This window comes from Peribacillus sp. P4_D6 (assembly GCF_056401795.1).
This window is the reverse complement of the sequence record NZ_JBFUIQ010000005.1, coordinates 65,920-86,506: the sequence shown is the minus strand read 5'-3', so window position 1 is coordinate 86,506 and position 20,587 is coordinate 65,920. Positions and strand designations below refer to the sequence as shown.

The 20,587-nt window shown below is 39.6% G+C and carries 23 protein-coding genes; 16 read left to right on the top strand and 7 right to left on the bottom strand.

What is annotated here, in order from left to right; genetic code table 11:
• Window positions 1-11: 11 nt before the first annotated feature.
• On the bottom strand, window positions 12-434 hold the full coding sequence (locus AC1DVB_RS03970; protein ID WP_057275801.1) for an HIT family protein: 423 nt from the start codon (window positions 432-434) through the stop codon (window positions 12-14).
• Window positions 435-1,092: 658 nt separating this feature from the next.
• On the opposite strand from AC1DVB_RS03970, the gene AC1DVB_RS03965 reads away from it, so the two are divergent.
• The 3 genes from AC1DVB_RS03965 (at window position 1,093) to AC1DVB_RS03955 (ending at window position 3,984) form a co-directional block, all read left to right on the top strand.
• Complete coding sequence (locus AC1DVB_RS03965; protein ID WP_048677969.1) at window positions 1,093-1,836, top strand: ABC transporter ATP-binding protein; 744 nt, start codon at window positions 1,093-1,095, stop codon at window positions 1,834-1,836.
• A complete protein-coding gene (locus AC1DVB_RS03960; protein ID WP_477588231.1) occupies window positions 1,829-3,037 on the top strand; it encodes an ABC transporter permease in 1,209 nt (402 codons plus the stop codon). Before AC1DVB_RS03965 ends, AC1DVB_RS03960 begins: the two co-directional genes overlap by 8 nt.
• Before the next feature lie 239 nt (window positions 3,038-3,276).
• Window positions 3,277-3,984, top strand: a complete 708-nt coding sequence (locus AC1DVB_RS03955) for an EcsC family protein (protein WP_307730030.1) — start codon at window positions 3,277-3,279, stop codon at window positions 3,982-3,984.
• 28 nt (window positions 3,985-4,012) lie between these two features.
• On the opposite strand, the gene AC1DVB_RS03950 is transcribed toward AC1DVB_RS03955, so the two are convergent.
• Window positions 4,013-5,224 (bottom strand): M20 family metallopeptidase, encoded by a 1,212-nt coding sequence (locus AC1DVB_RS03950; RefSeq protein ID WP_477588229.1) that lies wholly within the window; start codon window positions 5,222-5,224, stop codon window positions 4,013-4,015.
• A 134-nt stretch (window positions 5,225-5,358) separates the two neighbouring features.
• Here AC1DVB_RS03950 and AC1DVB_RS03945 point away from each other — a divergent pair, with 134 nt between their 5' ends.
• The gene (locus AC1DVB_RS03945) at window positions 5,359-5,562 is read left to right on the top strand and encodes a phosphatase PAP2 family protein (protein ID WP_454862100.1); all 204 of its coding nucleotides are present in this window, start codon (window positions 5,359-5,361) and stop codon (window positions 5,560-5,562) included.
• 11 nt (window positions 5,563-5,573) lie between these two features.
• On the top strand, window positions 5,574-5,774 hold the full coding sequence (locus tag AC1DVB_RS03940) for a phosphatase PAP2 family protein (protein WP_230135372.1): 201 nt from the start codon (window positions 5,574-5,576) through the stop codon (window positions 5,772-5,774).
• A gap of 169 nt (window positions 5,775-5,943) precedes the next feature.
• Here the strand turns inward: AC1DVB_RS03940 and AC1DVB_RS03935 are convergent, their stop codons facing one another.
• Entirely contained in the window at window positions 5,944-6,459 is a 516-nt protein-coding gene (locus tag AC1DVB_RS03935; RefSeq protein WP_057275807.1) for an antibiotic biosynthesis monooxygenase family protein, read from the bottom strand.
• A 252-nt stretch (window positions 6,460-6,711) separates the two neighbouring features.
• Between AC1DVB_RS03935 and hemE the strand changes: the two genes are divergently transcribed.
• The 3 genes from hemE to AC1DVB_RS03920 all read left to right on the top strand — a co-directional run bounded on the left by hemE (window position 6,712) and on the right by AC1DVB_RS03920 (window position 9,617).
• On the top strand, window positions 6,712-7,755 hold the full coding sequence (gene hemE / locus AC1DVB_RS03930; protein ID WP_057275808.1) for a uroporphyrinogen decarboxylase: 1,044 nt from the start codon (window positions 6,712-6,714) through the stop codon (window positions 7,753-7,755).
• A gap of 78 nt (window positions 7,756-7,833) precedes the next feature.
• Window positions 7,834-8,769, top strand: a complete 936-nt coding sequence (gene hemH / locus AC1DVB_RS03925; RefSeq protein ID WP_034314663.1) for a ferrochelatase — start codon at window positions 7,834-7,836, stop codon at window positions 8,767-8,769.
• Between the two features lie 272 nt (window positions 8,770-9,041).
• Window positions 9,042-9,617, top strand: coding sequence for a TetR/AcrR family transcriptional regulator (locus AC1DVB_RS03920; protein ID WP_454862101.1), 576 nt, complete (start codon window positions 9,042-9,044; stop codon window positions 9,615-9,617).
• 160 nt (window positions 9,618-9,777) lie between these two features.
• On the opposite strand, the gene yhfH is transcribed toward AC1DVB_RS03920, so the two are convergent.
• Entirely contained in the window at window positions 9,778-9,906 is a 129-nt protein-coding gene (gene yhfH, locus AC1DVB_RS03915) for a protein YhfH (protein WP_065310849.1), read from the bottom strand.
• Between the two features lie 172 nt (window positions 9,907-10,078).
• Here yhfH and AC1DVB_RS03910 point away from each other — a divergent pair, with 172 nt between their 5' ends.
• From AC1DVB_RS03910 to AC1DVB_RS03880, 7 genes are all read left to right on the top strand, one after another.
• Window positions 10,079-10,813, top strand: coding sequence for an MBL fold metallo-hydrolase (locus AC1DVB_RS03910; RefSeq protein ID WP_328118104.1), 735 nt, complete (start codon window positions 10,079-10,081; stop codon window positions 10,811-10,813).
• Window positions 10,814-10,854: 41 nt separating this feature from the next.
• Window positions 10,855-11,844 (top strand): lipoate--protein ligase, encoded by a 990-nt coding sequence (locus tag AC1DVB_RS03905; RefSeq protein ID WP_477588225.1) that lies wholly within the window; start codon window positions 10,855-10,857, stop codon window positions 11,842-11,844.
• Window positions 11,845-12,022: 178 nt separating this feature from the next.
• Window positions 12,023-13,567, top strand: coding sequence for a fatty acid--CoA ligase family protein (locus AC1DVB_RS03900; protein WP_095678198.1), 1,545 nt, complete (start codon window positions 12,023-12,025; stop codon window positions 13,565-13,567).
• A 175-nt stretch (window positions 13,568-13,742) separates the two neighbouring features.
• Window positions 13,743-14,270, top strand: coding sequence for an HD domain-containing protein (locus AC1DVB_RS03895; protein WP_034314654.1), 528 nt, complete (start codon window positions 13,743-13,745; stop codon window positions 14,268-14,270).
• A 189-nt stretch (window positions 14,271-14,459) separates the two neighbouring features.
• Entirely contained in the window at window positions 14,460-15,125 is a 666-nt protein-coding gene (locus tag AC1DVB_RS03890; protein ID WP_477588222.1) for a LuxR C-terminal-related transcriptional regulator, read from the top strand.
• A 292-nt stretch (window positions 15,126-15,417) separates the two neighbouring features.
• Window positions 15,418-16,683 (top strand): M48 family metallopeptidase, encoded by a 1,266-nt coding sequence (locus AC1DVB_RS03885; protein ID WP_057275814.1) that lies wholly within the window; start codon window positions 15,418-15,420, stop codon window positions 16,681-16,683.
• Between the two features lie 142 nt (window positions 16,684-16,825).
• Window positions 16,826-17,635 carry a YitT family protein gene (locus AC1DVB_RS03880; protein WP_063577100.1) on the top strand — a complete coding sequence of 270 codons (810 nt, stop codon included), beginning with the start codon at window positions 16,826-16,828 and terminating at the stop codon, window positions 17,633-17,635.
• 54 nt (window positions 17,636-17,689) lie between these two features.
• Here AC1DVB_RS03880 and AC1DVB_RS03875 read toward each other — a convergent pair whose 3' ends face one another.
• A complete protein-coding gene (locus AC1DVB_RS03875; RefSeq protein WP_048680068.1) occupies window positions 17,690-17,926 on the bottom strand; it encodes an IDEAL domain-containing protein in 237 nt (78 codons plus the stop codon).
• Window positions 17,927-18,241: 315 nt separating this feature from the next.
• Between AC1DVB_RS03875 and AC1DVB_RS03870 the strand changes: the two genes are divergently transcribed.
• On the top strand, window positions 18,242-18,805 hold the full coding sequence (locus AC1DVB_RS03870) for a competence protein ComK (RefSeq protein ID WP_063577099.1): 564 nt from the start codon (window positions 18,242-18,244) through the stop codon (window positions 18,803-18,805).
• 90 nt (window positions 18,806-18,895) lie between these two features.
• Here the strand turns inward: AC1DVB_RS03870 and AC1DVB_RS03865 are convergent, their stop codons facing one another.
• Window positions 18,896-19,114 (bottom strand): DUF3006 domain-containing protein, encoded by a 219-nt coding sequence (locus AC1DVB_RS03865; RefSeq protein WP_057275817.1) that lies wholly within the window; start codon window positions 19,112-19,114, stop codon window positions 18,896-18,898.
• Window positions 19,115-19,915, bottom strand: coding sequence for a ComEC/Rec2 family competence protein (locus AC1DVB_RS03860; protein ID WP_477588219.1), 801 nt, complete (start codon window positions 19,913-19,915; stop codon window positions 19,115-19,117).
• Window positions 19,916-20,587 lie beyond the last annotated feature (672 nt).

Sequence of the window (20,587 nt, the reverse complement as noted above, 5' to 3'; positions counted from 1 at the left end):
CTATTGCAGTCTCATTGTATATGCTGTGCAATGGAGTCAGCGATTTGTTTCAGGTCATCCGGTGTATAGTCGCTGGTATTTGTTTTCCAAACTGCACCAAAGCCGTCACCTTCCCCATGCCGAGGAATTAAATGCATATGAAAATGGAAAACGGACTGCCCTGCAGCTTCACCGTTATTATTTAAAAGGTTCAGGCCTACAGGTTGGAATTCCTGCTTCATGGCGCGGGCAATTTCCGGCACCACTTCAAAAAGGTTCTTGGCAATCTCTGGTGTCAACTCATAAAGATTTTCCTTATGTACTTTAGGTATTACCAGCGTATGGCCTTTCGTTACTTGACTGATATCGAGAAAGGCCAAAACATGTTCATTTTCGAAAACTTTACTACTTGGAATTTCCCCATCGATTATTTTGCAAAAAATGCAATCGCTCATGAATAACGCTCCTTTAAAAGTTAATGTATTTGGTTAATCGTACCATAGCTTGAATCGTTGAGAAAAGGAAAAATATAAAAACAGGATGCAACATTAAGTTGCACCCTGCCTGTCGAAAAAGGGGGTTTTGCTTCAAAATTCGCATTAGCATAAATTCTCTGCGACAAACACCTCATCTACATTGTAGTAAAATATGGTTATTATCTAAATAGAGATTTTCCATTCAAAGCAACCATCTCCTATATCTTTAAAGTTTCATCAACTTTTAAAGCATAATTGATAATTATTGAATGATTTTTCTGCTTTTACGTGCAAGAGAACCATCTCCTTGCTCGAAACGATTTTTGTTATGAAGCTTCTGGTTTAATTCAGTTTATACGTCTTTAACTGACACCTCATTTACAATATGATGTAAATCATTTGTAATAAACCTAATGGGTATTTCAGTATAATACGTCTTTAACTGACACCTCATTTACAATATGATGTGAATCACACGTAATGACTAACCCCTTCTTCCTTATTTATGATGGCCATCAAGCAGGAAAAATATAATTAGTTATTTATGGAAATTTTGTTCCGGAACACTCGACTATATAAAAGCAGGAGAATTTGATAAAATGGAAATAAGAACCTCTATATAGAAAGGATCGTTTATATGTCCTTATTGGAAATAAAGCAGTTAGTGGGCGGATACACGAAAACGCCCGTTTTAAAAGGAATAAGTTTTGACATTCAGCCAAATGAGCTGGTTGGGTTAATTGGGCTTAACGGGGCTGGGAAAAGTACAACGATTAAACATATCATCGGACTAATGGAGCCGAAAGGCGGAAGCGTCTCGATTCATGGTAAAACACTAGCTCAGGACCCGGATACATATCGAAAACAATTCACTTATGTTCCAGAAACGCCCATTTTGTATGATGAGCTTACACTTGAGGAGCATTTAAAGCTTACAGCCATGGCACATGGTTTGGCGGAAGCCACATTTAAAGAAAGGATGGACGTTCTGTTAAAGGAATTCCATATGGAGAAAAGGCTTAAATGGTTCCCGGCCCATTTTTCAAAGGGAATGAAGCAAAAGGTCATGATAATGTGCGCCTTTTTAGTACAGCCGTCTTTATATATCGTCGATGAACCCTTCGTAGGTCTTGATCCACTAGGCATTCAATCCCTGCTTGATTTGATGAGGAAGATGAAAGAGAGCGGAGCGGGAATTTTAATGTCTACACACATTCTGGCGACAGCCGAGAGGTATTGTGATTCTTTCATCATACTGCATAATGGAGAGATTCGGGCGAAAGGCAATCTTGAGCAGCTTCGTGAACAATTTTCCATGCCAGGGGCAACTCTGGACGATTTATATATCCAATTGACGAAAGAAGAAATCGGTCATGAATAGTCAAAATCTCTGGAAGGAAAGATATTTAGGCTATATAAATGAAACGCAAAAATATCTTCGTTATATTTTTAATGGCCATCTTGTTTTTGTCATGGTTTTGGTTCTGGGTGGGTTGGCTTATTATTACAGTGATTGGGTGAAGACGTTAAACAATGATTTTCCTGCTGCATTGATCATGGCCTTTGTTTTATCGATCATTGTATCCAGAAGCCCGATAAATACTTTCTTGAAAGAACCCGATACGGTATTCCTGCTTCCGCTTGAAACGAAGTTGAGAAGTTATTTCAAGAATTCATTGATATTAAGCTGGGTCATGCAGGGCTTTATTCTTCTGGTTGTCCTGATTGCATCGATACCGATGTATGCGAAGGTTACGGGTGCAGGAGGTAAGGACCTTGGAATCATACTGGCCGTTTTGCTTATTTTGAAGTTTTTGAATTTGACCATGCGCTGGCTGGTATTGAAATATCAGGATACATCAGTGAGCCATTGGGACTCTCTCATCCGCTTTTTACTTAATGGCGTGATTCTTTATTTCATCTGTTCAAGGGCAAATATACTGTTTGCACTTATAACCTTCTTATTATTGTTAGCACTTTACATGTATTACCGAAGCGCGACTAAAGGTTTCGTGTTAAAGTGGGAACGGCTGGTGGAACTGGAAAACAAACGGATGAATTCCTTCTATCGAATAGCGAACATGTTTACTGATGTTCCTCATTTAAAAGGGAAGGTAGCGAGAAGGAAATGGATGGACTGGCTATTAGCACTCATTCCGTATGGTGATAAGTCAACTTATACCTATCTTTACGCCCGTACCCTTCTGCGATCCAATGATTATGTGGGACTTTGTTTTCGTTTAACGATCATGGGATCCGTGATTTTAAGTGTATTCACTAACATATTTGCACATTTGATTGTTACGTTCATGTTCTTATTCATGACAGCCCTGCAACTGCTTCCGGTTTGGAAGGCACATGAGTGGAAAGTATGGGTCTCATTGTATCCATTGCCAGCAAAAATGAGAGAATCTGCAGTAATAAAACTAATTTCCTATTTCCTATTATTTGAGGACCTTGTCTTCAGTTTGGTCCTGCTAGTGAAAGGGGAATGGATGTCCGCTTTAGCCGCCTTGGCAATGGGGCTTGTTTTCATATTCGGTTTTAAAATTTATGCAACAAAGAAAATAAAAAACTTTTAAGCAGAAGCTGATTTTTCATAAAATCAGCTTTTTCTTTATTAATGTTAAAGTTGATTCCAGAATATCAAGGATCACCTATTCTAAAATTTGGTTCGAAATGGACCAGTCAGGAGTGGAAAACAACATTGGATACTTTTACAACCCCCAAAAAACGTCTTAGTTATTTTATTCTTTTAAGAAGTGAAAATTGAAACTAAAAGCCTCATAGGGGGTATATACATATTTAACGGAGGTGTTGAATGATGGATGAATATGAACAAAAGGCATTATCTGAACTAGTATCATGGAAAAAGAAAGTAGCCAAGAAACCCGGCAGGCTTGAGCGGATGTCCAAAAAGGCGCAAATCAAATTGAATGGTTATATTCCAGACCGAGTGCACAAAGTAATTACTGATAGTATTAAAGGGATGATAGAGGCCGTATTATCAGGTTCTAAATATATGTCTAAAGAAAAAAATGTAGTGCTACTAACCTTGCAGCAAAAAGAAGAGTGGGTTGCGGAAACTGTAACGGCATATCGGAAAACGGCCGTTATAGAAGGTGTGGGAACCGGAGCGGCAGGGCTTTTAATTGGATTGGCTGATTTCCCATTACTGCTTAGCATCAAGATGAAATTATTATTCGAACTATCCCGTATATACGGTTTCGATCCAAATAAATATGAGGAACGTTTATTCATTCTCCATATCTTCCAGATGGCATTTTCAAGCGAGGGGAAGAAATTTGAAACATTACGGGTAATAGAGGAATGGGATTCAGGGAAATGGCCGGAAATAGACTGGCAAGAATTTCAGCAGGAATATCGCGATCACATAGATGTCATCAAAATGTTCCAGCTCGTTCCAGGTATTGGGGCAGCTGTCGGTGGATATGCCAACCATCATTTGTTGGAACATCTTGGGGAAACGGCTGTCCATTGTTACCGAATCAGACTTCTTAAACAGTAAGGGACGGGGATAACCCGTCCCTTCACTATTACCGCAATAAAGATTCATTAACCATTTGGGATGATTGTTTTTTATTGTGATAGGTCACCGCTGCAGTGCCTAATATTTTGGCTGCAATGAGCATCGCATTTTCATCAATGTCAAACAAAGGATGATGATGTGGATATGTATGTTCATTTTTTGGCCTGGCTCCCGTAAAGAAGAATGTACCTTTTACATTTTGTAAATAATAAGAAAAATCTTCACCTGTCATATCCGGGTCAATTTCCTCTGTAACCAAAACTTCCTTGACTGACTTAGTACTTTCGATGAGGAATTTAGTTTCCTCGACATGTGGAATAACTGCTGGATAGCCTTGAAAGTATTGATATTCATAGGTACAGTCCGCAGCTATGCAGGTTCCTTTAACAATCCGCTCTATTTCTTCGCTAATGAATGAACGGACATCTTCCTTGAATGTGCGGACGGTCCCGATTATTTTAGCCTTATCTGCAATGACGTTAAAGGCATTATCTGCTACAAAGGATCCGACGGTAATGACTGCCGAATCTATTGGGTTTAGGCGGCGGCTTACGATTTGCTGCAGGGCCATGACGAGCTGAGAGCCGACTAAGATTGCATCACGGGTTTTATGCGGCTGGGCTCCATGCCCGCCCTGCCCTTGAATGGTGATTTCAAAACGGTCAGCAGCGGCCATAAGGGGTCCATAAGCGTATTGGACTGTTCCGGTTGGGGCCGTTGCCCATAAATGGGTGCCGAAAATTACATCCACTCCATCAAGGCAGCCAGCCTCAATCATCGGTTTGGCACCCCCTGGAGCATATTCTTCAGCATGCTGGTGGATAAATATATATTCACCTTCGAGCTCATCCTTCAGTTCATTCAGGTTTTTAGCAAGGACAAGGAGTGTCGCTGTATGGCCATCGTGTCCACACGCATGCATGACCCCGGGTACGGAAGATTTATAGTGAACTTCTTTTTCATCTTGAATGGGTAAGGCGTCGAAATCAGCGCGCAATGCTACGGTTTTACCAGGCTTACTGCCTGTGACCTTGGCGATAACACCATTACCGCCTACATTCGTCCGGTGTTCGATTCCAAGTTTTTCATAATATCCAGCGATGAAGGCCGCCGTTTGGGTTTCTTGAAAAGAAAGCTCGGGGTGTTGATGAAGATAACGCCTGATGGAAACCATTTCTTCATATGAACCATCCAGAAGATCGTGTAATCGCTGTATCATTTTGCACCTCCCAATGATTGGATTAATTGTAAGTAGTATATCATATTCGTAGGGGAAAATACTTTTTCGCTCACTTTCTTCAAGTCCATAACCTATCTTGGGAAATCCAAGTTCATTGGTTTTGGAAGCATATTATGTGTTCTATATTTGTGGATAATGAAGAAGGACTATTGGAACATGGCCGTCTCTCTATCGGAATTGCTGAGGGTGATGTGTTAAACGGGTGGATAAAAAATTATGTTAAAAGAGTGCGCGCTGAAAATCATTTAATGGAGACCGCTGGCTTCAGTTTTCCAAGTGGCCACGCAATGTGGGCATTATTTTCTTCAGTATGGTAGCTTATATAATCATGAATGAAATTAAAGGAAACTCATTGAAATGGGCAATGGGAATTGGTTTTGTTTGTCTGGTCCTGCTGATCGGTGTCAGCAGGTTCATTATGAAAGTTCACTTTCCAACTGATATCTTGGCAGGTTTTGCATTAGGGGCAGCATATAGTTTAATCTTGTTTAAATTGTATAAATTCCTGGGATCTAGATGCTTTGAATAAAGGATTCTGATGAAATATATGTAAATATCGGTTGCATTTCCCCGGAAATAAAGAAGGAATTTGTCGGATTGTTATAGGGTTATATGACTTTTAGCGTCCAAATAACGTTCTGCATTACTATGAAGAGGCCCATCCTTTAGGATGGGCCTCTTATTAAGCATTAAATAGTCTATTCCTCAGAATCTTTCACCAATGTATACTGCGTTACAAAGGCTTCACCTGAAAACAACTTCTGGCTGGAATTCGTAACAGGAGGTTTGGAGTCACTGTTATGCGCCTGCTGGAATGAACTGGATTTCTTCCAGTTCATAAAGTCCGATTGTTTTTCCCAAATCGTTAAGATTACATATGTTTCAGAGTTGATTGGACGCAGGATACGAAGGGCAACGAAGCCTGGTTCATTTTCAATGAATCCGGCCCTGTTTTTAAAACGGTGTTCAAATACCGGCCGTCCTTCCTCACTGACAGGGATATTGTTCATGACCACATATCCATGATCTTGAAGAGTTCCCTTCCCATCGACTACCTCATATTTTCGTGGCGAGCTGAAGAGCGTTTTACCTGTAGTTTCATGTAAAAGGACTGTGTTTTGAGCATTCTGCATAAGTAATATTTTTTCATTCGGGTGTTTATCTTTTTTTAATTTCAAAAAATCATAAGTACCTGAAGTGATGAATACATTCATAAATTCCCCTCCAATTTCTATATAGTACCTGTATACCCATTTTACCCAATGAATAGAGCTTTTACCATTTCCAAACTAACCATTAAGCTGGTAAACCGGTAAGATACATATATAAAAGTCGATTTTTTGACAAATATATTATAGAAAAAGCTATAGTTTAAGGAGATTCGATTTGAAATTCAACATCCTTCTGATATTCTATGTAGGTAATGAATAAAAATAGAAACGTGATTGCTTGAAAGGTGGATATTAATGTCTAAGGAAATTACGAATGATACATTTTTAAAAGCTGCAAGAGGAGAGAAAACGGATCATGTGCCTGTTTGGTATATGCGTCAGGCTGGCCGTTCACAGCCGGAATACCGAAAATTGAAAGAGAAGTACTCACTTTTTGAAATTACTCATCAGCCGGAATTATGCGCTTATGTAACTAGATTGCCAGTTGAGCAATATGATGTAGACGCTGCGATTTTATATAAAGATATAATGACACCGCTACCAGCCATTGGTGTCGATGTTGAGATTAAGTCCGGAATCGGTCCAGTCATAGCCAATCCGATCCAATCGGTGACGGATGTTGAAAAATTAGGTGAATTGAACCCAGAGAAAGACATCCCATATGTGTTGGACACGATTAAATTATTGACCACGGAGCAATTGTCCGTTCCTTTGATCGGTTTCTCAGGGGCTCCTTTCACCATTGCTTCATACATGATTGAAGGCGGCCCCTCCAAAAACTACAATAAGACGAAAGCTTTCATGTATTCCGAGCCAAAGGCCTGGTTTGCATTAATGGATAAGTTAGCGGATATGATCATCATCTATGTCAAGTCGCAAATCAAAGCCGGCGTTAAAGCCATCCAAATCTTTGATTCCTGGGTGGGTGCTTTGAATGTTGAAGATTACCGCGTATTCATCAAGCCGATCATGACTCGTATCTTTTCATCATTGCGTGAAGAAAATGTACCGCTAATCATGTTCGGGGTCGGCGCAAGTCACTTGGCACTTGAGTGGAATGATCTTCCGATTGATGTAGTCGGGCTTGATTGGAGACTGCCAATTACAGAAGCAAGACAAATGGGAATCCAGAAAACGGTACAAGGTAATCTAGATCCTGCCCTGCTATTATCATCATGGGATGTTATAGAAGAACGGACGAAAAGGATCCTCGATCAGGGCATGGAGCAGGACGGCTACATCTTTAACCTTGGTCATGGGGTTTTCCCTTCCGTAAATCCGGAAACACTGAAGAGGCTGACCGCTTTCATTCATGAATATTCATCAAAAATGAAGTAAGGTGAGCGAACCATTTGCTAAAACTCCTTAATTGGATGCACAATAAAAGAACGAAATCTTTAAAAGAGGTGTAACTTCATGTCAAGAAAAAAAATGGGCCTTTTAGTCATGGCTTATGGTACTCCATACACTGAAGAGGATATTGAAAGGTATTATACACATATTCGTCATGGGAGACGGCCAAGCGACGAATTGATTGCCGACCTAAAGGGCAGATATGAAGCGATCGGTGGATTATCCCCGCTTGCAAAAATAACGGCAGGACAAGCTGAAGCGCTTGAAAAGAAATTGAATTCCGTTCAGGAGGAAGTTGAATTCAAGGCATATCTTGGCCTGAAGCATATTGAACCTTTTGTTGAAGACGCAGTGAAACAAATGCATGAAGATGGAATCAAAGAAGCGGTCAGTATCGTATTGGCACCGCATTTTTCAACATTCAGCGTGAAGTCTTATAATGGACGTGCCCAGGATGAAGCCGCTAAATTGGGGGATCTGACCATCACTTCCGTTGAAAGCTGGTATGATGAGCCAAAATTCATCCAATATTGGGTAGACCAGGTAAAAGAAGTGATTGGGAAAATGACTTCGGAAGAACGCGATAATTTCGCTTTGATTGTGTCGGCACATAGCCTCCCGGAAAAAATCTTGCAATCGGGAGATCCGTATCCAAATCAACTGAAAGAAACGGCAGACATGATCGCTGAAGGCGCAGGGGTTACCAATTATGCAGTAGGCTGGCAAAGCGCTGGACAAACTCCTGAACCATGGTTGGGACCCGATGTACAGGATTTAACCAGAGATCTTCATCAAGCAAAAGGTTATAAAGCTTTCATATATATTCCTGTTGGCTTTGTTGCCGAGCACCTTGAAGTCCTCTATGATAACGATTATGAATGTAAGGTTGTGACGGAAGAGATTGGCGCAGGCTACTATAGGCCGGATATGCCCAATGTTAAACCTGAATTCATCGATGCTTTGGCCACGATCATTTTAAACAGATTACAGGAAAAATGATCAGTCAATAGGGGAAAATTAGTTTAACCATGCTTGCCATGTGCTCTGCATATTTTCATTTGAAGTTATGTTATTCACTGGAAAAGCGACGCTGCCTTTGGCCTTGCAGATTTAAATAAATATGTATTTTCGAAAAGTGGCTGTCCAGTAACGGGGATGGCCATTGTTTCTCTTGGGAATTGAAAATATAATTGAAAAAACTGAAAATTTTTGGTATGATATCGTTGAACATAATGACTGTTTTGTCCGTCTGGTCAGAATTGAGGTGGGAAATGTCTGTTGATCGTAAAAAATTAATTTTGGAAGCTGCGACCAAGTCGTTTTCACTTTTTGGCTATAAGGCAACGACGATGGATCAAGTCGCTAAAATTGCCAATGTGGGAAAAGGGACCATTTATACCTTTTATAAAAATAAAGAAGAGCTGTTTAAAGAAATCGTTCAGCGGATGATAGAGGAAATGAAATATGAGGCGGAACAATCTTTGGATGACCAACTCTCCTTTTTTGAAAACCTGCATCGGGCCGTTTATCGAATTCTGGAGTTCAGGCAGGAACATCAATTATCATTAAAACTTCTTCAGGAAGAGCGGGAAATTGGTACGCCGGCCGTTCAGGAAATGGTTAATGAAATGGAAGAAGCCATTGTATCCTACATTAAGGAAAAACTAAAAATAGCGATTGATAAGGGCCATATACAACCTTGCGATCCGGAGATAACAGCTTTCCTGATGCTAAAGATGTACCTTGCCCTGATCTTTGATTGGGAAAGAAACCATGCCCCATTAGAGAAAGAGGGAATTGCTGAACTATTTAAAATATATTTGTTCAAAGGATTATCCGTTACGTGATCATTCTATTTTTTTGCTGAAAGGCAATGACCCCCAATGAAAGAAGAGATGCCGATCATCGGTATCTCTTCTTTCATTGGGGGTTTTTTTCAGCTGCGAAACCGAAACATCTATGAATTCATCCTGCTATTTGGGATAGGATGGTGAAACATAAAGACTACTACTCTCCAGAAAGGCAATGATCACAGTGGTTTCCATAACATTCGTGCTGTTCTTCAATTTTTTTTCCGCATTCCGTGCATTGTTTCGGTGGCAGATTTTTAAAGAACTCAACGCTACTTTGAATCATGAACATCATCTCCTGAATTTTTTAGTATTCGCTTTTCTATGGTTTTATTGTATTATAACAGATTTGAGATGTCAATGAATGTTTTATAACATAAGTAAAAAAGGTGAAATAAGGGCAAGAATAGTTTATATTAATGGGGAAGTCATTGAGAGAAAAAAAGGAGTGCCTAAGAATGAAAATCACCGTAATTGGGTGCTGGGGCGGTTATCCAGCTAAAAATGAGGCAAGTTCCGGCTATTTGCTTGAATATGAAGATTTTCGCATTCTGCTTGATTGTGGCAGCGGTGTCCTATCACAGCTTCAAAACCATATGAAGCCGGAGGATCTTGGTGCAGTTGTATTATCCCACTATCATCCTGATCATGTAGCGGATATTGGAGTCCTGCAGCACGCTGCGTTCATACAGCAGATATTGGGCAGCGAAAAAAGGACGATTCCTATATATGGTCATGATTTGGACGAAGTCGAATTTGATAAGTTAACATACAAAGACGTGACAAAGGGGATAGCCATCTCTGCAGATCACGCCTTAACCATTGGACCGTGTAAATTTACGTTCATGAAAACAAAACATCCAGTCCCTTGTTTTGCAATGAGGATCGAAGCTGAAAATCATTCGATAGTTTACACAGGTGACAGTTCATATATGGATGAGCTTGCAGATTTCGCTAAAGACGCAAATGTTTTATTATGTGAAAGTAACTTTTACAGTGATATGGATGGTTCAAAGGCGGGGCATATGACGGCAAGGGAAGCGGGCCTGCTGGCAGAAAAGGCTGACGTCCAGCTGTTGCTGTTAACTCACCTCCCTCATTATGGGAATCTCGATCAACTGAAAAAAGAAGCATCCGAGGTATTCAAAAGGGAAATAGCTGTAGCCAAAACCAATCTCGAGTTCCAACTATAAATGAAACATCAGTGATATGAAGTCTACAAGGAGGAACAACTGTGCTTTTTATTGATAATAAGGGAATTACAGACCCAAGAATTAACCTGGCCATCGAAGAATATGCGCTTAAACATTTAAACATAGATGAAACATATCTTTTATTTTACATTAATCGACCTTCAATCATCATAGGCAGAAATCAAAATACGATCGAAGAAATCAATTCCGATTATGTAGATGAAAAGGGCATTACAGTTGTTCGCCGCCTTTCCGGGRGTGGAGCGGTTTATCATGACCTAGGGAATCTCAATTTCAGTTTCATTACGAAAGACGATGGGGACAGTTTCCATAACTTCAAGAAATTCACCCAGCCTGTCGTGGAAACGCTCGAGAAACTAGGAATACATGCTGAATTGAGCGGTCGTAACGATATTCTGGCTGAAGGAAAGAAAATTTCGGGAAACGCGATGTTTTCAACGAAGGGCAGAATGTTCAGTCATGGAACATTGCTGTTTCAATCAGAAATGGATCACATTGTATCCGCTTTAAAAGTGAAAAAAGATAAAATCGAGTCCAAAGGGATTAAATCAATAAGAAGCCGTGTCGGTAATATCGCCGATTTTCTAAAAGAACCGATGTCTGTTGAAGAATTCCGTTCATTCCTTCTGCAAAATATTTTCAAAGAAACCGGAAAGGTTACAGAGTATGTTTTAACAGAAACGGATTGGGAGAAAATTCACGAAATCTCGGAAGATAGGTATCAAAATTGGGAGTGGAATTACGGAAAATCACCTAAATTCAACTTGCAAAACTCATATAGATTTCCTGTGGGATCTGTTGATATCCGCCTTGAAGTGAACAGGGGAATCATTGAAAACTGCAAGATCTACGGTGATTTCTTTGGGGTTGGAGAGGTCGCGGATATTGAACGAAAGCTTACTGGAACACGCTATGAAAAGGAAGCAATCAGCAGAGTACTGGATGAGATCGATGTTCGTCATTATTTTGGCAATGTAACAAAAGAAGAAATATTGGCTTTAATATATTAAGCCTGAAAGCCGTCCCGACTTATTAGGACGGCTTTTGTGACTAATAATGACAGTAATTGCTTGAATATGGATAAAATGGTTGCTGTGATCGCATTCTTTTAATATAATAAAAATGTATTTAGTTCACCATAAAAATGAATGACCATTCATTCATGCTATTTGCAGGGGAGGGAGAAAGATGAATTTATCTGAACAGCTTCATCAAATGGCTTTAAAAAAGGCGGATAAGCCAGCATATTACTTTTTGGATCAATCCACTTCATATGGGGAATTGGATAAAGCCGTTACGAAGTTCGCGGACGAATTACATAGGCTTGGTGTTTCAAAAGGTGATAACATTGCGCTGTTATTAGGCAACTCTCCACATTTCATCATTTCATTGTATGGAGCTATGCGAGCAGGGGCGACCGTAATTCCCGTAAATCCAATATACACACCTGACGAGATTGGTTATATCCTGAATAATGGCGATGTAAAGGTTGTTGTGGCATTAGATAAGCTTTTACCCTTACTGGAGAAAATGAACCCTATCCTTTCAAGCGTAGAACAATATGTAATTTGTGAAATGCAGCCGGATAATGGGGATAGTAGCGAATTTAACATCTGCAATAAAATGAAATCGTTTACAAAAATGGTCGAATCGGGGGATGAAGGCTTTAAAGGTCCTGAACTGGATCCTGAAGATACGGCAATCATACTTTATACTTCCGGGACAACGGGGAAACCAAAGGGGGCCATGCTCACACATACCAATATCTACTCCAATGCACATGATATTGGTGAATATTTAAATATCACGGAAAGTGACCGTGTCATTACGACATTGCCAATGTTCCATGTTTTCAGTTTAACGGTAGTTGTGAATGCCCCGTTGATAAGCGGAGGTACGCTTTTAATTGTCCCGCAATTCAGTCCAAAGGAAATATTCAGGCAAATCAAAAAATATGATGCAACCGTTTTTGCTGGCGTGCCTACGATGTATAACTTTCTTTTTCAATATCCAGATGCGAAAGAGGATGCTTTGAAGTCTTTGCGGATATGCATATCTGGCGGATCCGCCATGCCAGTGTCCCTGCTTGAATCATTCGAGCGGAAATTTAATGTTAGGGTTTCAGAAGGATATGGCTTATCCGAAGCTTCCCCTGTTACCTGCTTCAATCCTTTGGACCGTCCAAGGAAGGCGGGTTCCATCGGAACATCCATCCTTAGGGTGGAAAACAAAGTGGTCAATGAGCTTGGAGAAGAAGTGCCGATCAATGGTGTAGGAGAATTGATTGTCAGGGGTCCGAATGTAATGAAAGGTTATTATAAAATGCCTGAAGAATCAGCCGCTGTCTTGAAAAATGGCTGGTTATATACAGGCGATTTAGCCAGGATGGATGATGAAGGCTACTTTTTCATTGTAGATCGTAAAAAGGAGCTTATCATCGTCGGTGGCTATAATGTCTATCCACGTGAAGTGGAGGAGGTTTTGTATACCCATCCTGAAGTAGTTGAGGCAGCAGCCATTGGCGTTCCCGATCCCAATCAGGGGGAAGTGGTTAAATGCTTTGTGGTAAAGAAAAACAATGCATTGACCGAGGAAGAACTGCTTGCCCATTGCATGGAACACTTGGCCAAATATAAGGTGCCGGCAAAAATTGAGTTTTTGGATGAACTTCCAAAAAACGCGACTGGTAAAATTTTACGACGTTCCTTGAAAAACCATGTACTGCAAAACTGAATTACATTGATCATGAGGAGATCATTGCCTATAACCGGCAATGGTCCTTTTTTGTACAACCAAAGTGTATGAGGTTGCATAAAATATATTGAAGAATCTTAAAACCTTGATTCTTGTTTCGAAAAGAGTTATGATTGTCATTAAAAATTTCCACAATATTGTAAGGAGGGGTTAGATGAGAGATGTAAAACTTTTGGATATTTTTACACATCCCATTGCTCAAAAATACTTGAACCGTTCAGGTCTGGCACATGCGATTGCGGTAGCATACCATGCGTTTCACTTAGCAAATGAATATAATGTCGACCCTGATATTGCCGCTAAAGCTGGGCTATTGCATGATATGGGTCATTTCACCTGGTATCGCAATGGTAAATGGGATTATGATCTTTATAAACAAAATGATATTCACCCCATCAAAGGTGCCGAACGAGCACATAAACTGTTAATCCGCTTGGGAGAAAACCCGATCAAGGCAAAGACCATTTCCCTCGCCATTTTATTTCATACCGATTCGTTCTTACCTTCGAATGATATTATTCGTACACCGCTTCAGCAAGTTGTCAAATGGGCCGACGAAAAAGATGAAGAAGAAGGCGGAAAACACCATTATCGCAAAATTGATTTTCCCCGGGCAAAGGAAAGCATCATGAAACTTGATACGCTCATAGATGAGGAACAAAGAAAAAGGCTATCATCCTGAAGTCAAACGGGTTGATAGCCTTTTTTATTGTCAGGAGGAAGACAATTATTAAAAGTATTTTTTACAGTTTAAGTTTGTTAACAGGTGAATTAATGATGTAAAAATATGGACCATTAGAACTATTCCATGGCGAACAATTATAAAAAACTATCGGATTAATAACAAATAAAGAAAGTAACAGGTGAGGTTATGAAGTCGATTAAGCTAATGATATATGGTGGTCAGGGAGGAATTGAGGTAATCATCGAACAAGAAGGTGACATTAAGGTCATGGGGATGACTGGAAATGAAATGGACCTTCTTGATTCTGATCATACATCAGTCATACCAGATGTCATTCTTATTGATGCCCGCTCATCAGGGAAGTATGGACAAGAAGTCATGCAAGTCCTTAAGGAAAAACACCCATCCACTCCTTTTGACGTTTTTACTGACTATTCAGAAAATCACTATCTTATCGAAACAATAGGCCATGGTGCAGCAGGTTATGTGTTACAGGATCGCGGAATGAAACAAGTGTTGTCGGCAATCCGTCAATGTGCCAACGGTCAGATCGTTTATCCTGCCTCATTCAAATCAATTTTAATGAAAAGGCTGGAGCGGGATGTTGAAAGATCACCAGTAACTTTGGAAAAGGCAATCGGAAAATTGGGGACTTTTTCTAAACGCGAGCATGAACTGCTTATCCTGCTAACCCAAGGCGAAACGAATCAGCAAATTTCCAAAAAACTTTTTCTATCGATCGGCACGGTAAAAAACTATATAAGCCGTATTTACAAAAAACTGAATGTTAATAATCGACCGGAGCTTATGGCACTTTTGTATGGTTTGCAAAATAGAGGGATGAAGGGATGACCAATCATGCCTGCCGTTCCGTTAATCGGTCTCATTCATTATAAATCAAATTCACATTTAAAATCCTTTGATGAAATGATTTCATCTTAGCAAAAAGGCAAAGGAATAAATTCGTCGTTTCCTTAAAACTCCCATCCTGGAAGTGCATGTTTGACTGATGGAGTATTCTGTGAAATATTCAACAAAATGGTGGTAATTGTAAGAAAGAATAATATTGAAGGGAAATGCGGTTCTAACCTGTCCATTTTGGATTAAACTATTAAGAGGGAGATTCGTTTTAAGGAGGGGCATCATGGTTAGAAAATGGGCTGGAAGAGCGATTATATTATATATCCTTTATGCAGCAGCGATGTATTGGTATATTTTTTATGGAGCGGATACGACCATTCCCGAAGCTTTGCGTGGAACGGCAGCAGATCCTGCAACATTCCTGAATGCAAGGGAACTAAAGCTTAGTGAAGAGTATTCAGGACTGCGGAATTTTATTTTTTTCGTATCGACGCCATATGAATGGCTTCTGTATTTCTTCATATTATTATTCGGTTTTTCAAAGGCATTTGAAAAATCGTCAATGGCAGTCTCGAGACGGAAAGCGATTAGAACGGGCATTTATTTATTCTGGCTTTCCGTTATTTCATACCTGGCTCTATTTCCAATCAGTTTCATTGGATATCGAATGAGCAAGAGTTACCACATAAGTACACAAAGTTTCACCTCGTGGATGAAGGATGGAGTCATCGAATTTTGGGTGAATTTTGGGATGATGTTCATCATCGTTTCCGTTTTATATTGGTTAATGAAGAAAAGTGAGAAGAAATGGTGGCTCTATGCTTGGATGTTGTCCATTCCTTTTTCCTTGTTCCTGATGTTCGTTCAGCCTGTATTGATTGATCCGCTGTACAATGAATTCTATCCTCTCAAAAATAAAGAGCTGGAAACGGAAATATTGGCACTAGCCTCACAGGCTGAGATCCCGGCTGAACACGTGTATGAAGTAAATATGGCGGAAAAGACAAATGCCTTGAATGCATATGTTACCGGCATAGGTTCCAACTCAAGAATAGTTCTTTGGGATACGACCCTGAACAAACTGAAGGAAGATGAAATCCTTTTTATCATGGCACATGAAATGGCTCATTATGTGGAAAAGCACATTTATATAGGGATTGCAGGTTATTTAGGACTGACATTAATCGGTTTGTGGCTGACTTCGAAAATCATGAACTTTATCATTGGTCGCTGGGGCCATCAGTTAAAGGTCCGTTCGGTTGACAGCATATCATCTCTTCCGTTATTTCTCTTGATAACGTCTGTGCTGCTCTTTGCTTCGAGTCCGCTGTCCAATTATGTTTCCAGATATCAGGAAACAAGGGCTGACCGTTATGCCATTGAAATGACCGGGGACAAAGAATCAGCAATCACGACTTTCCAGGAACTCACGAGGTCGGGTTTGAGTCAGGTCAACCCGCCATTCCTGGTTAAATGGCTGCGGTATTCCCATCCGACCATGCTCGAACGGATTTCAACGGTTGAAAATGCAGATACAAAGGGTGAGTGAAAGCCAGCTGAAAACCAGCTGGCTTTTTTTCTTCGGAAAGTGGAAGTTTGTAGTCGTTTTCAGAAAAAACTATTATTTTAAAAAATCTTAGGTTCTCTACTATAATAAATTAAATTCCCAGTTCGTTTTAAGGAGATCGGATATGTATAATGTACTTTTGATCACTGTAGGCTCAGTGCTTGTGGCAGTGGCCTACAACTTATTTTTGATACCACATTTAATTTTAAGCAGCGGACTTAGTGGACTTGCGATCATGTTCGGAATCATCACCCCAGTCAACACAGGGATATTGAATTTTCTGATGAACCTGCCATTGCTGATTCTTGGTTACCTGAAATTAGGGAGACGCTTTATCACCTATACGATATTATCAGTTGTCGTGATTTCCATCAGTTTATACCTCATTCCAGTTCACGGTATTTCCACTGAACCGATTTTGTCTTCTTTATTTGGCGGAATCATATCGGGAATCGGTATAGGCATCGTTTTTCGCGCTTCGGGGTCTTCTGGCGGCTTTGATATCATTGCCATGCTATTGGCTAAGAAGAGCGACTTTCCGCTTGGTACATTGCTTTCGGTGATGAATGCTGTTGTGGTGGTAATCTCAGGCTTCATCTTCGGTTGGGATGCCGCATTATATACGCTGATTTCCATTTATGCAGCAGGAAAGGTGATCGATACGATCCATTCCAATCACATTAAATTAACATTGATGATCGTTACCAAAAAGAGTGACGAAATGAAAACGAAGCTCCTGACCAACCTATATCGTGGAATTACAGTCATGGATGGTGAAGGTGCATATTCAGGAGAAAAGAGCAAAGTAATGATGACAGTCATTACACGTTATCAGTTAACCGATGTAAAAACGATGATAAAAGAAGTGGATCCGAATGCTTTTGTTAATATAACCGAAACTGCTGAGGTCATGGGTATGTTTCATAAAGAGTGATGATAATGAAAAAAAGCCTCCCGACATTATGGGAGGCTTTTTTGATCATGAATGTTAATTTCCAAATTGTTTTAGTAAAACGTTCATTTCAGAACTTAGTTTTAAGAATAAAGGTTTGTTTTTCATATCCAAGGCATCATCGATCTGTTTTGCAAGGAGATTCTTTTTGGTAGTAAGGACGGCTTCCTGAATAATCATATCAATTAACATTTCCTGAACCACGGCATCGTTTTTCATTTCGCTCATTGATAAGGACTTCACTGACTCTGAATAAGATTTTTCATTTTTCAAAGTTACCACCCCTGACCCTTTTTATTATTATATGGATTTGAGCGGATAAAATCAACTGAAAATTTAAAAAATTTAAATTATGATAGAGAATGTGTCATTTAGATGACGAAAAAGCCACTATATAAAAGAATTTCAAATTTTTTGTGAACTTGCTTTTTATGTTTAAGGTCTATGCTATTATAGTGAGTAATTTAACATACATTTACTATCCCCCTTCACTCTTCTTGGACAGGAATGGAAGGGTACAAGCAATTAAGAATATAAGCTTTGGAAAGTGATAGCGATGTTTAGCAATGAGGAAGAGGTGGATTAAAAATGAAGGAAAACAATCAGGGAATCATCGAGGAATATGAAATCACGCCACATACACTAATGGTTGCGCCAATTAATTACGGCAGTAAAATATATGCCCGTATCATTGAAATGGAGGACGAGTTCATCTCCCCGTTTAAACCTATGGAAATAATAAAGAAAAGCTGCGAGTTCTTCGGATCAAGTTATGAAGGACGCAAGCAAGGCACGAAACAGCTCATAAACATCACACATAAAGCACCGATCGCGATTGATCCGACCAGTTCGATATTCTTCTTTCCAACTACATCTCCGTTACGTCCTCAATGCATCTGGTTATCACATGAACATGTGGTATCCTATGAGCGCCTGGATTCCAAACATACAACCATCACATTCAGGAATAGACAAACCATCGATATAGCAGTGTCATGCAGCTCTTTCGAAAACCAGCTGCACCGGACCTCTTTTTTAAAAACGAAATTGATCCAGAGGATTGAGGAAACAAAGAGGAAATCCTTTTATCTGTTCACTGATGCTAATGGAGTCAAGGCTTCAGAGGTAATCTCAAAGTATATACCGCGATAAGAGGGGGGTCAGGGGAAAAATCAGAGAAGAATGCAAACGGGAATAATCAAATTTAAAGCAAGCCCTTCTTATTAAAGAAGGGCCCTGGAATCAATCTTCGAATAATTCATCCATTAAATCGTCAATTTCTTTTCTTAATTTTTCAGTTCCTTCTTTGGAAATGGTGATGGTATCACCATCGATAATCAGCATATCTCCTACTTTTGCTCCCTTGGGAAGAGCACTTTTAGGGAAATCCTTCATGTCACCACCATCGATTTCAACGACAGCGATCTTTCCTTCGAAGCGATCAATAATTCCTTGTACCAATTATTTCACCGTCTTTACAGTAATTTTCTGACCTGTAGAAGTAAAAATAATGTTACCTGATTTATCTGTGCGATAAGTTTTGGCTTTCACTGAATTCAACCGTTTTATAACAGTGGAAGTAGGGTGCCCATAGCCATTTTTCCCTACACTGATTACAGCATATTTCGGTTTTGTTTTGTTGATGAAAGCTGAACTTGTCGATGTTTTTGCACCATGATGGCCTACTTTAAGTACATCCACACTTGGTACCAGTTTTTTAGCCAGCATATCCTTCTCTGCTTTTTCTTCGGCATCACCTGTAAACAAGAATGTTTTTTTGCCGTGTTTAAGCAACAGGACAGCACTCCAATTATTTAAGTCAGACTTAGCATAGTCCTTAATAAGTGCAATGAATTTAAGGGAATTATCCTTTGCTTTAGTGTTGATTTCCACGCCCGACTTCGCTTTTTTTATTGTAAGCTTCTTCTTCTTGACAGCCGTTAAAAAGTCTTTGTATGCCTGGGTAGTATGTGAAACTTTAGGGGCATACACAGATTTTACACTAAGCGATTTAATCACATGAGCAAGACCGCCAACATGATCCGCATCTGGGTGAGTGGAAACTAATGCAGTAAGTGTTTTTACCTTTTGTTTTTTTAGGTAGGCAACAACCTCGTCACCCTTTCCTTTACCGCCGCCATCGATTAAAACGTTTTCATTAGCGGTTTGTATCAGGATTGAATCTCCTTGTCCAACGTTGATGAAATGTACCTTTACATTTGAGGCTGCCTCAGTTGTTTTAAGTCCAGTGAATAAAGACAAAACAAGAACAGCCACCAGTAGAATATTTATTTTTTTCCCCTCCAGTTAATAATTTACCATGTGTAACCAGAAAAATGGGAATATGGACACGATTTTTATTTGTGGTAAAAAAAGGAAGATGTCGTCTGGATTTATGGTTAGGGAAAATGACTCTGGGTATTTATGATTAATCTCTTGAATGAAAATGTAATGCCATTATTTTAAAGAATCAATCAATAAAAAATCTATTTCTCTCAGAAAAGAGTGTGAAGTTGGCATATATTCAAGGAGCAGGCTGCGTAGAAATTTAGGATTACCAACAAAATATTTTGTTAAAGAGATTGTTTCTGTTTTTTTAGGATTGTACAATTTAAACGTTGATTACCCTCCAGGCACTCGCTYTCYGCGGGCGGTCAGTGAGCCTCCTCGGCACGTTTGCACCTTTCGTTCCAACCAACTTTGGTTTAAAATTTAGATAGGAACCCTTTTGGCTACAAATTAAACCATGCAAATAAAATATTGCATGGTTATCATAAGAAATTAGGGATGAGTATAAGTTTCCTTAATGATTGACTCCTTAATACATAATATAATAGACACCGATGATGTATCTTTTGTTCAGTATTTCACAAAAGATTTTGTTTTTCTGGAAATTCTTTTTGCTTTATACATTTAATATAAAGAGGTTGTTAC

Coding starts and splice junctions, on each gene's coding strand:
- hemE (WP_057275808.1), top strand. CDS start 6,712: ATGTCTAAGGAAATTACGAATGATACATTTTTAAAAGCTGCAAGAGGA.
- AC1DVB_RS03940 (WP_230135372.1), top strand. CDS start 5,574: ATGAATGAAATTAAAGGAAACTCATTGAAATGGGCAATGGGAATTGGT.
- AC1DVB_RS03955 (WP_307730030.1), top strand. CDS start 3,277: ATGATGGATGAATATGAACAAAAGGCATTATCTGAACTAGTATCATGG.
- hemH (WP_034314663.1), top strand. CDS start 7,834: ATGTCAAGAAAAAAAATGGGCCTTTTAGTCATGGCTTATGGTACTCCA.
- AC1DVB_RS03945 (WP_454862100.1), top strand. CDS start 5,359: ATGTGTTCTATATTTGTGGATAATGAAGAAGGACTATTGGAACATGGC.
- AC1DVB_RS03965 (WP_048677969.1), top strand. CDS start 1,093: ATGTCCTTATTGGAAATAAAGCAGTTAGTGGGCGGATACACGAAAACG.
- AC1DVB_RS03890 (WP_477588222.1), top strand. CDS start 14,460: ATGAAGTCGATTAAGCTAATGATATATGGTGGTCAGGGAGGAATTGAG.
- AC1DVB_RS03950 (WP_477588229.1), bottom strand. CDS start 5,224: ATGATACAGCGATTACACGATCTTCTGGATGGTTCATATGAAGAAATG.
- AC1DVB_RS03960 (WP_477588231.1), top strand. CDS start 1,829: ATGAATAGTCAAAATCTCTGGAAGGAAAGATATTTAGGCTATATAAAT.
- yhfH (WP_065310849.1), bottom strand. CDS start 9,906: ATGATTCAAAGTAGCGTTGAGTTCTTTAAAAATCTGCCACCGAAACAA.
- AC1DVB_RS03920 (WP_454862101.1), top strand. CDS start 9,042: ATGTCTGTTGATCGTAAAAAATTAATTTTGGAAGCTGCGACCAAGTCG.
- AC1DVB_RS03935 (WP_057275807.1), bottom strand. CDS start 6,459: ATGAATGTATTCATCACTTCAGGTACTTATGATTTTTTGAAATTAAAA.
- AC1DVB_RS03885 (WP_057275814.1), top strand. CDS start 15,418: ATGGTTAGAAAATGGGCTGGAAGAGCGATTATATTATATATCCTTTAT.
- AC1DVB_RS03900 (WP_095678198.1), top strand. CDS start 12,023: ATGAATTTATCTGAACAGCTTCATCAAATGGCTTTAAAAAAGGCGGAT.
- AC1DVB_RS03880 (WP_063577100.1), top strand. CDS start 16,826: ATGTATAATGTACTTTTGATCACTGTAGGCTCAGTGCTTGTGGCAGTG.
- AC1DVB_RS03910 (WP_328118104.1), top strand. CDS start 10,079: ATGAAAATCACCGTAATTGGGTGCTGGGGCGGTTATCCAGCTAAAAAT.
- AC1DVB_RS03870 (WP_063577099.1), top strand. CDS start 18,242: ATGAAGGAAAACAATCAGGGAATCATCGAGGAATATGAAATCACGCCA.
- AC1DVB_RS03970 (WP_057275801.1), bottom strand. CDS start 434: ATGAGCGATTGCATTTTTTGCAAAATAATCGATGGGGAAATTCCAAGT.
- AC1DVB_RS03895 (WP_034314654.1), top strand. CDS start 13,743: ATGAGAGATGTAAAACTTTTGGATATTTTTACACATCCCATTGCTCAA.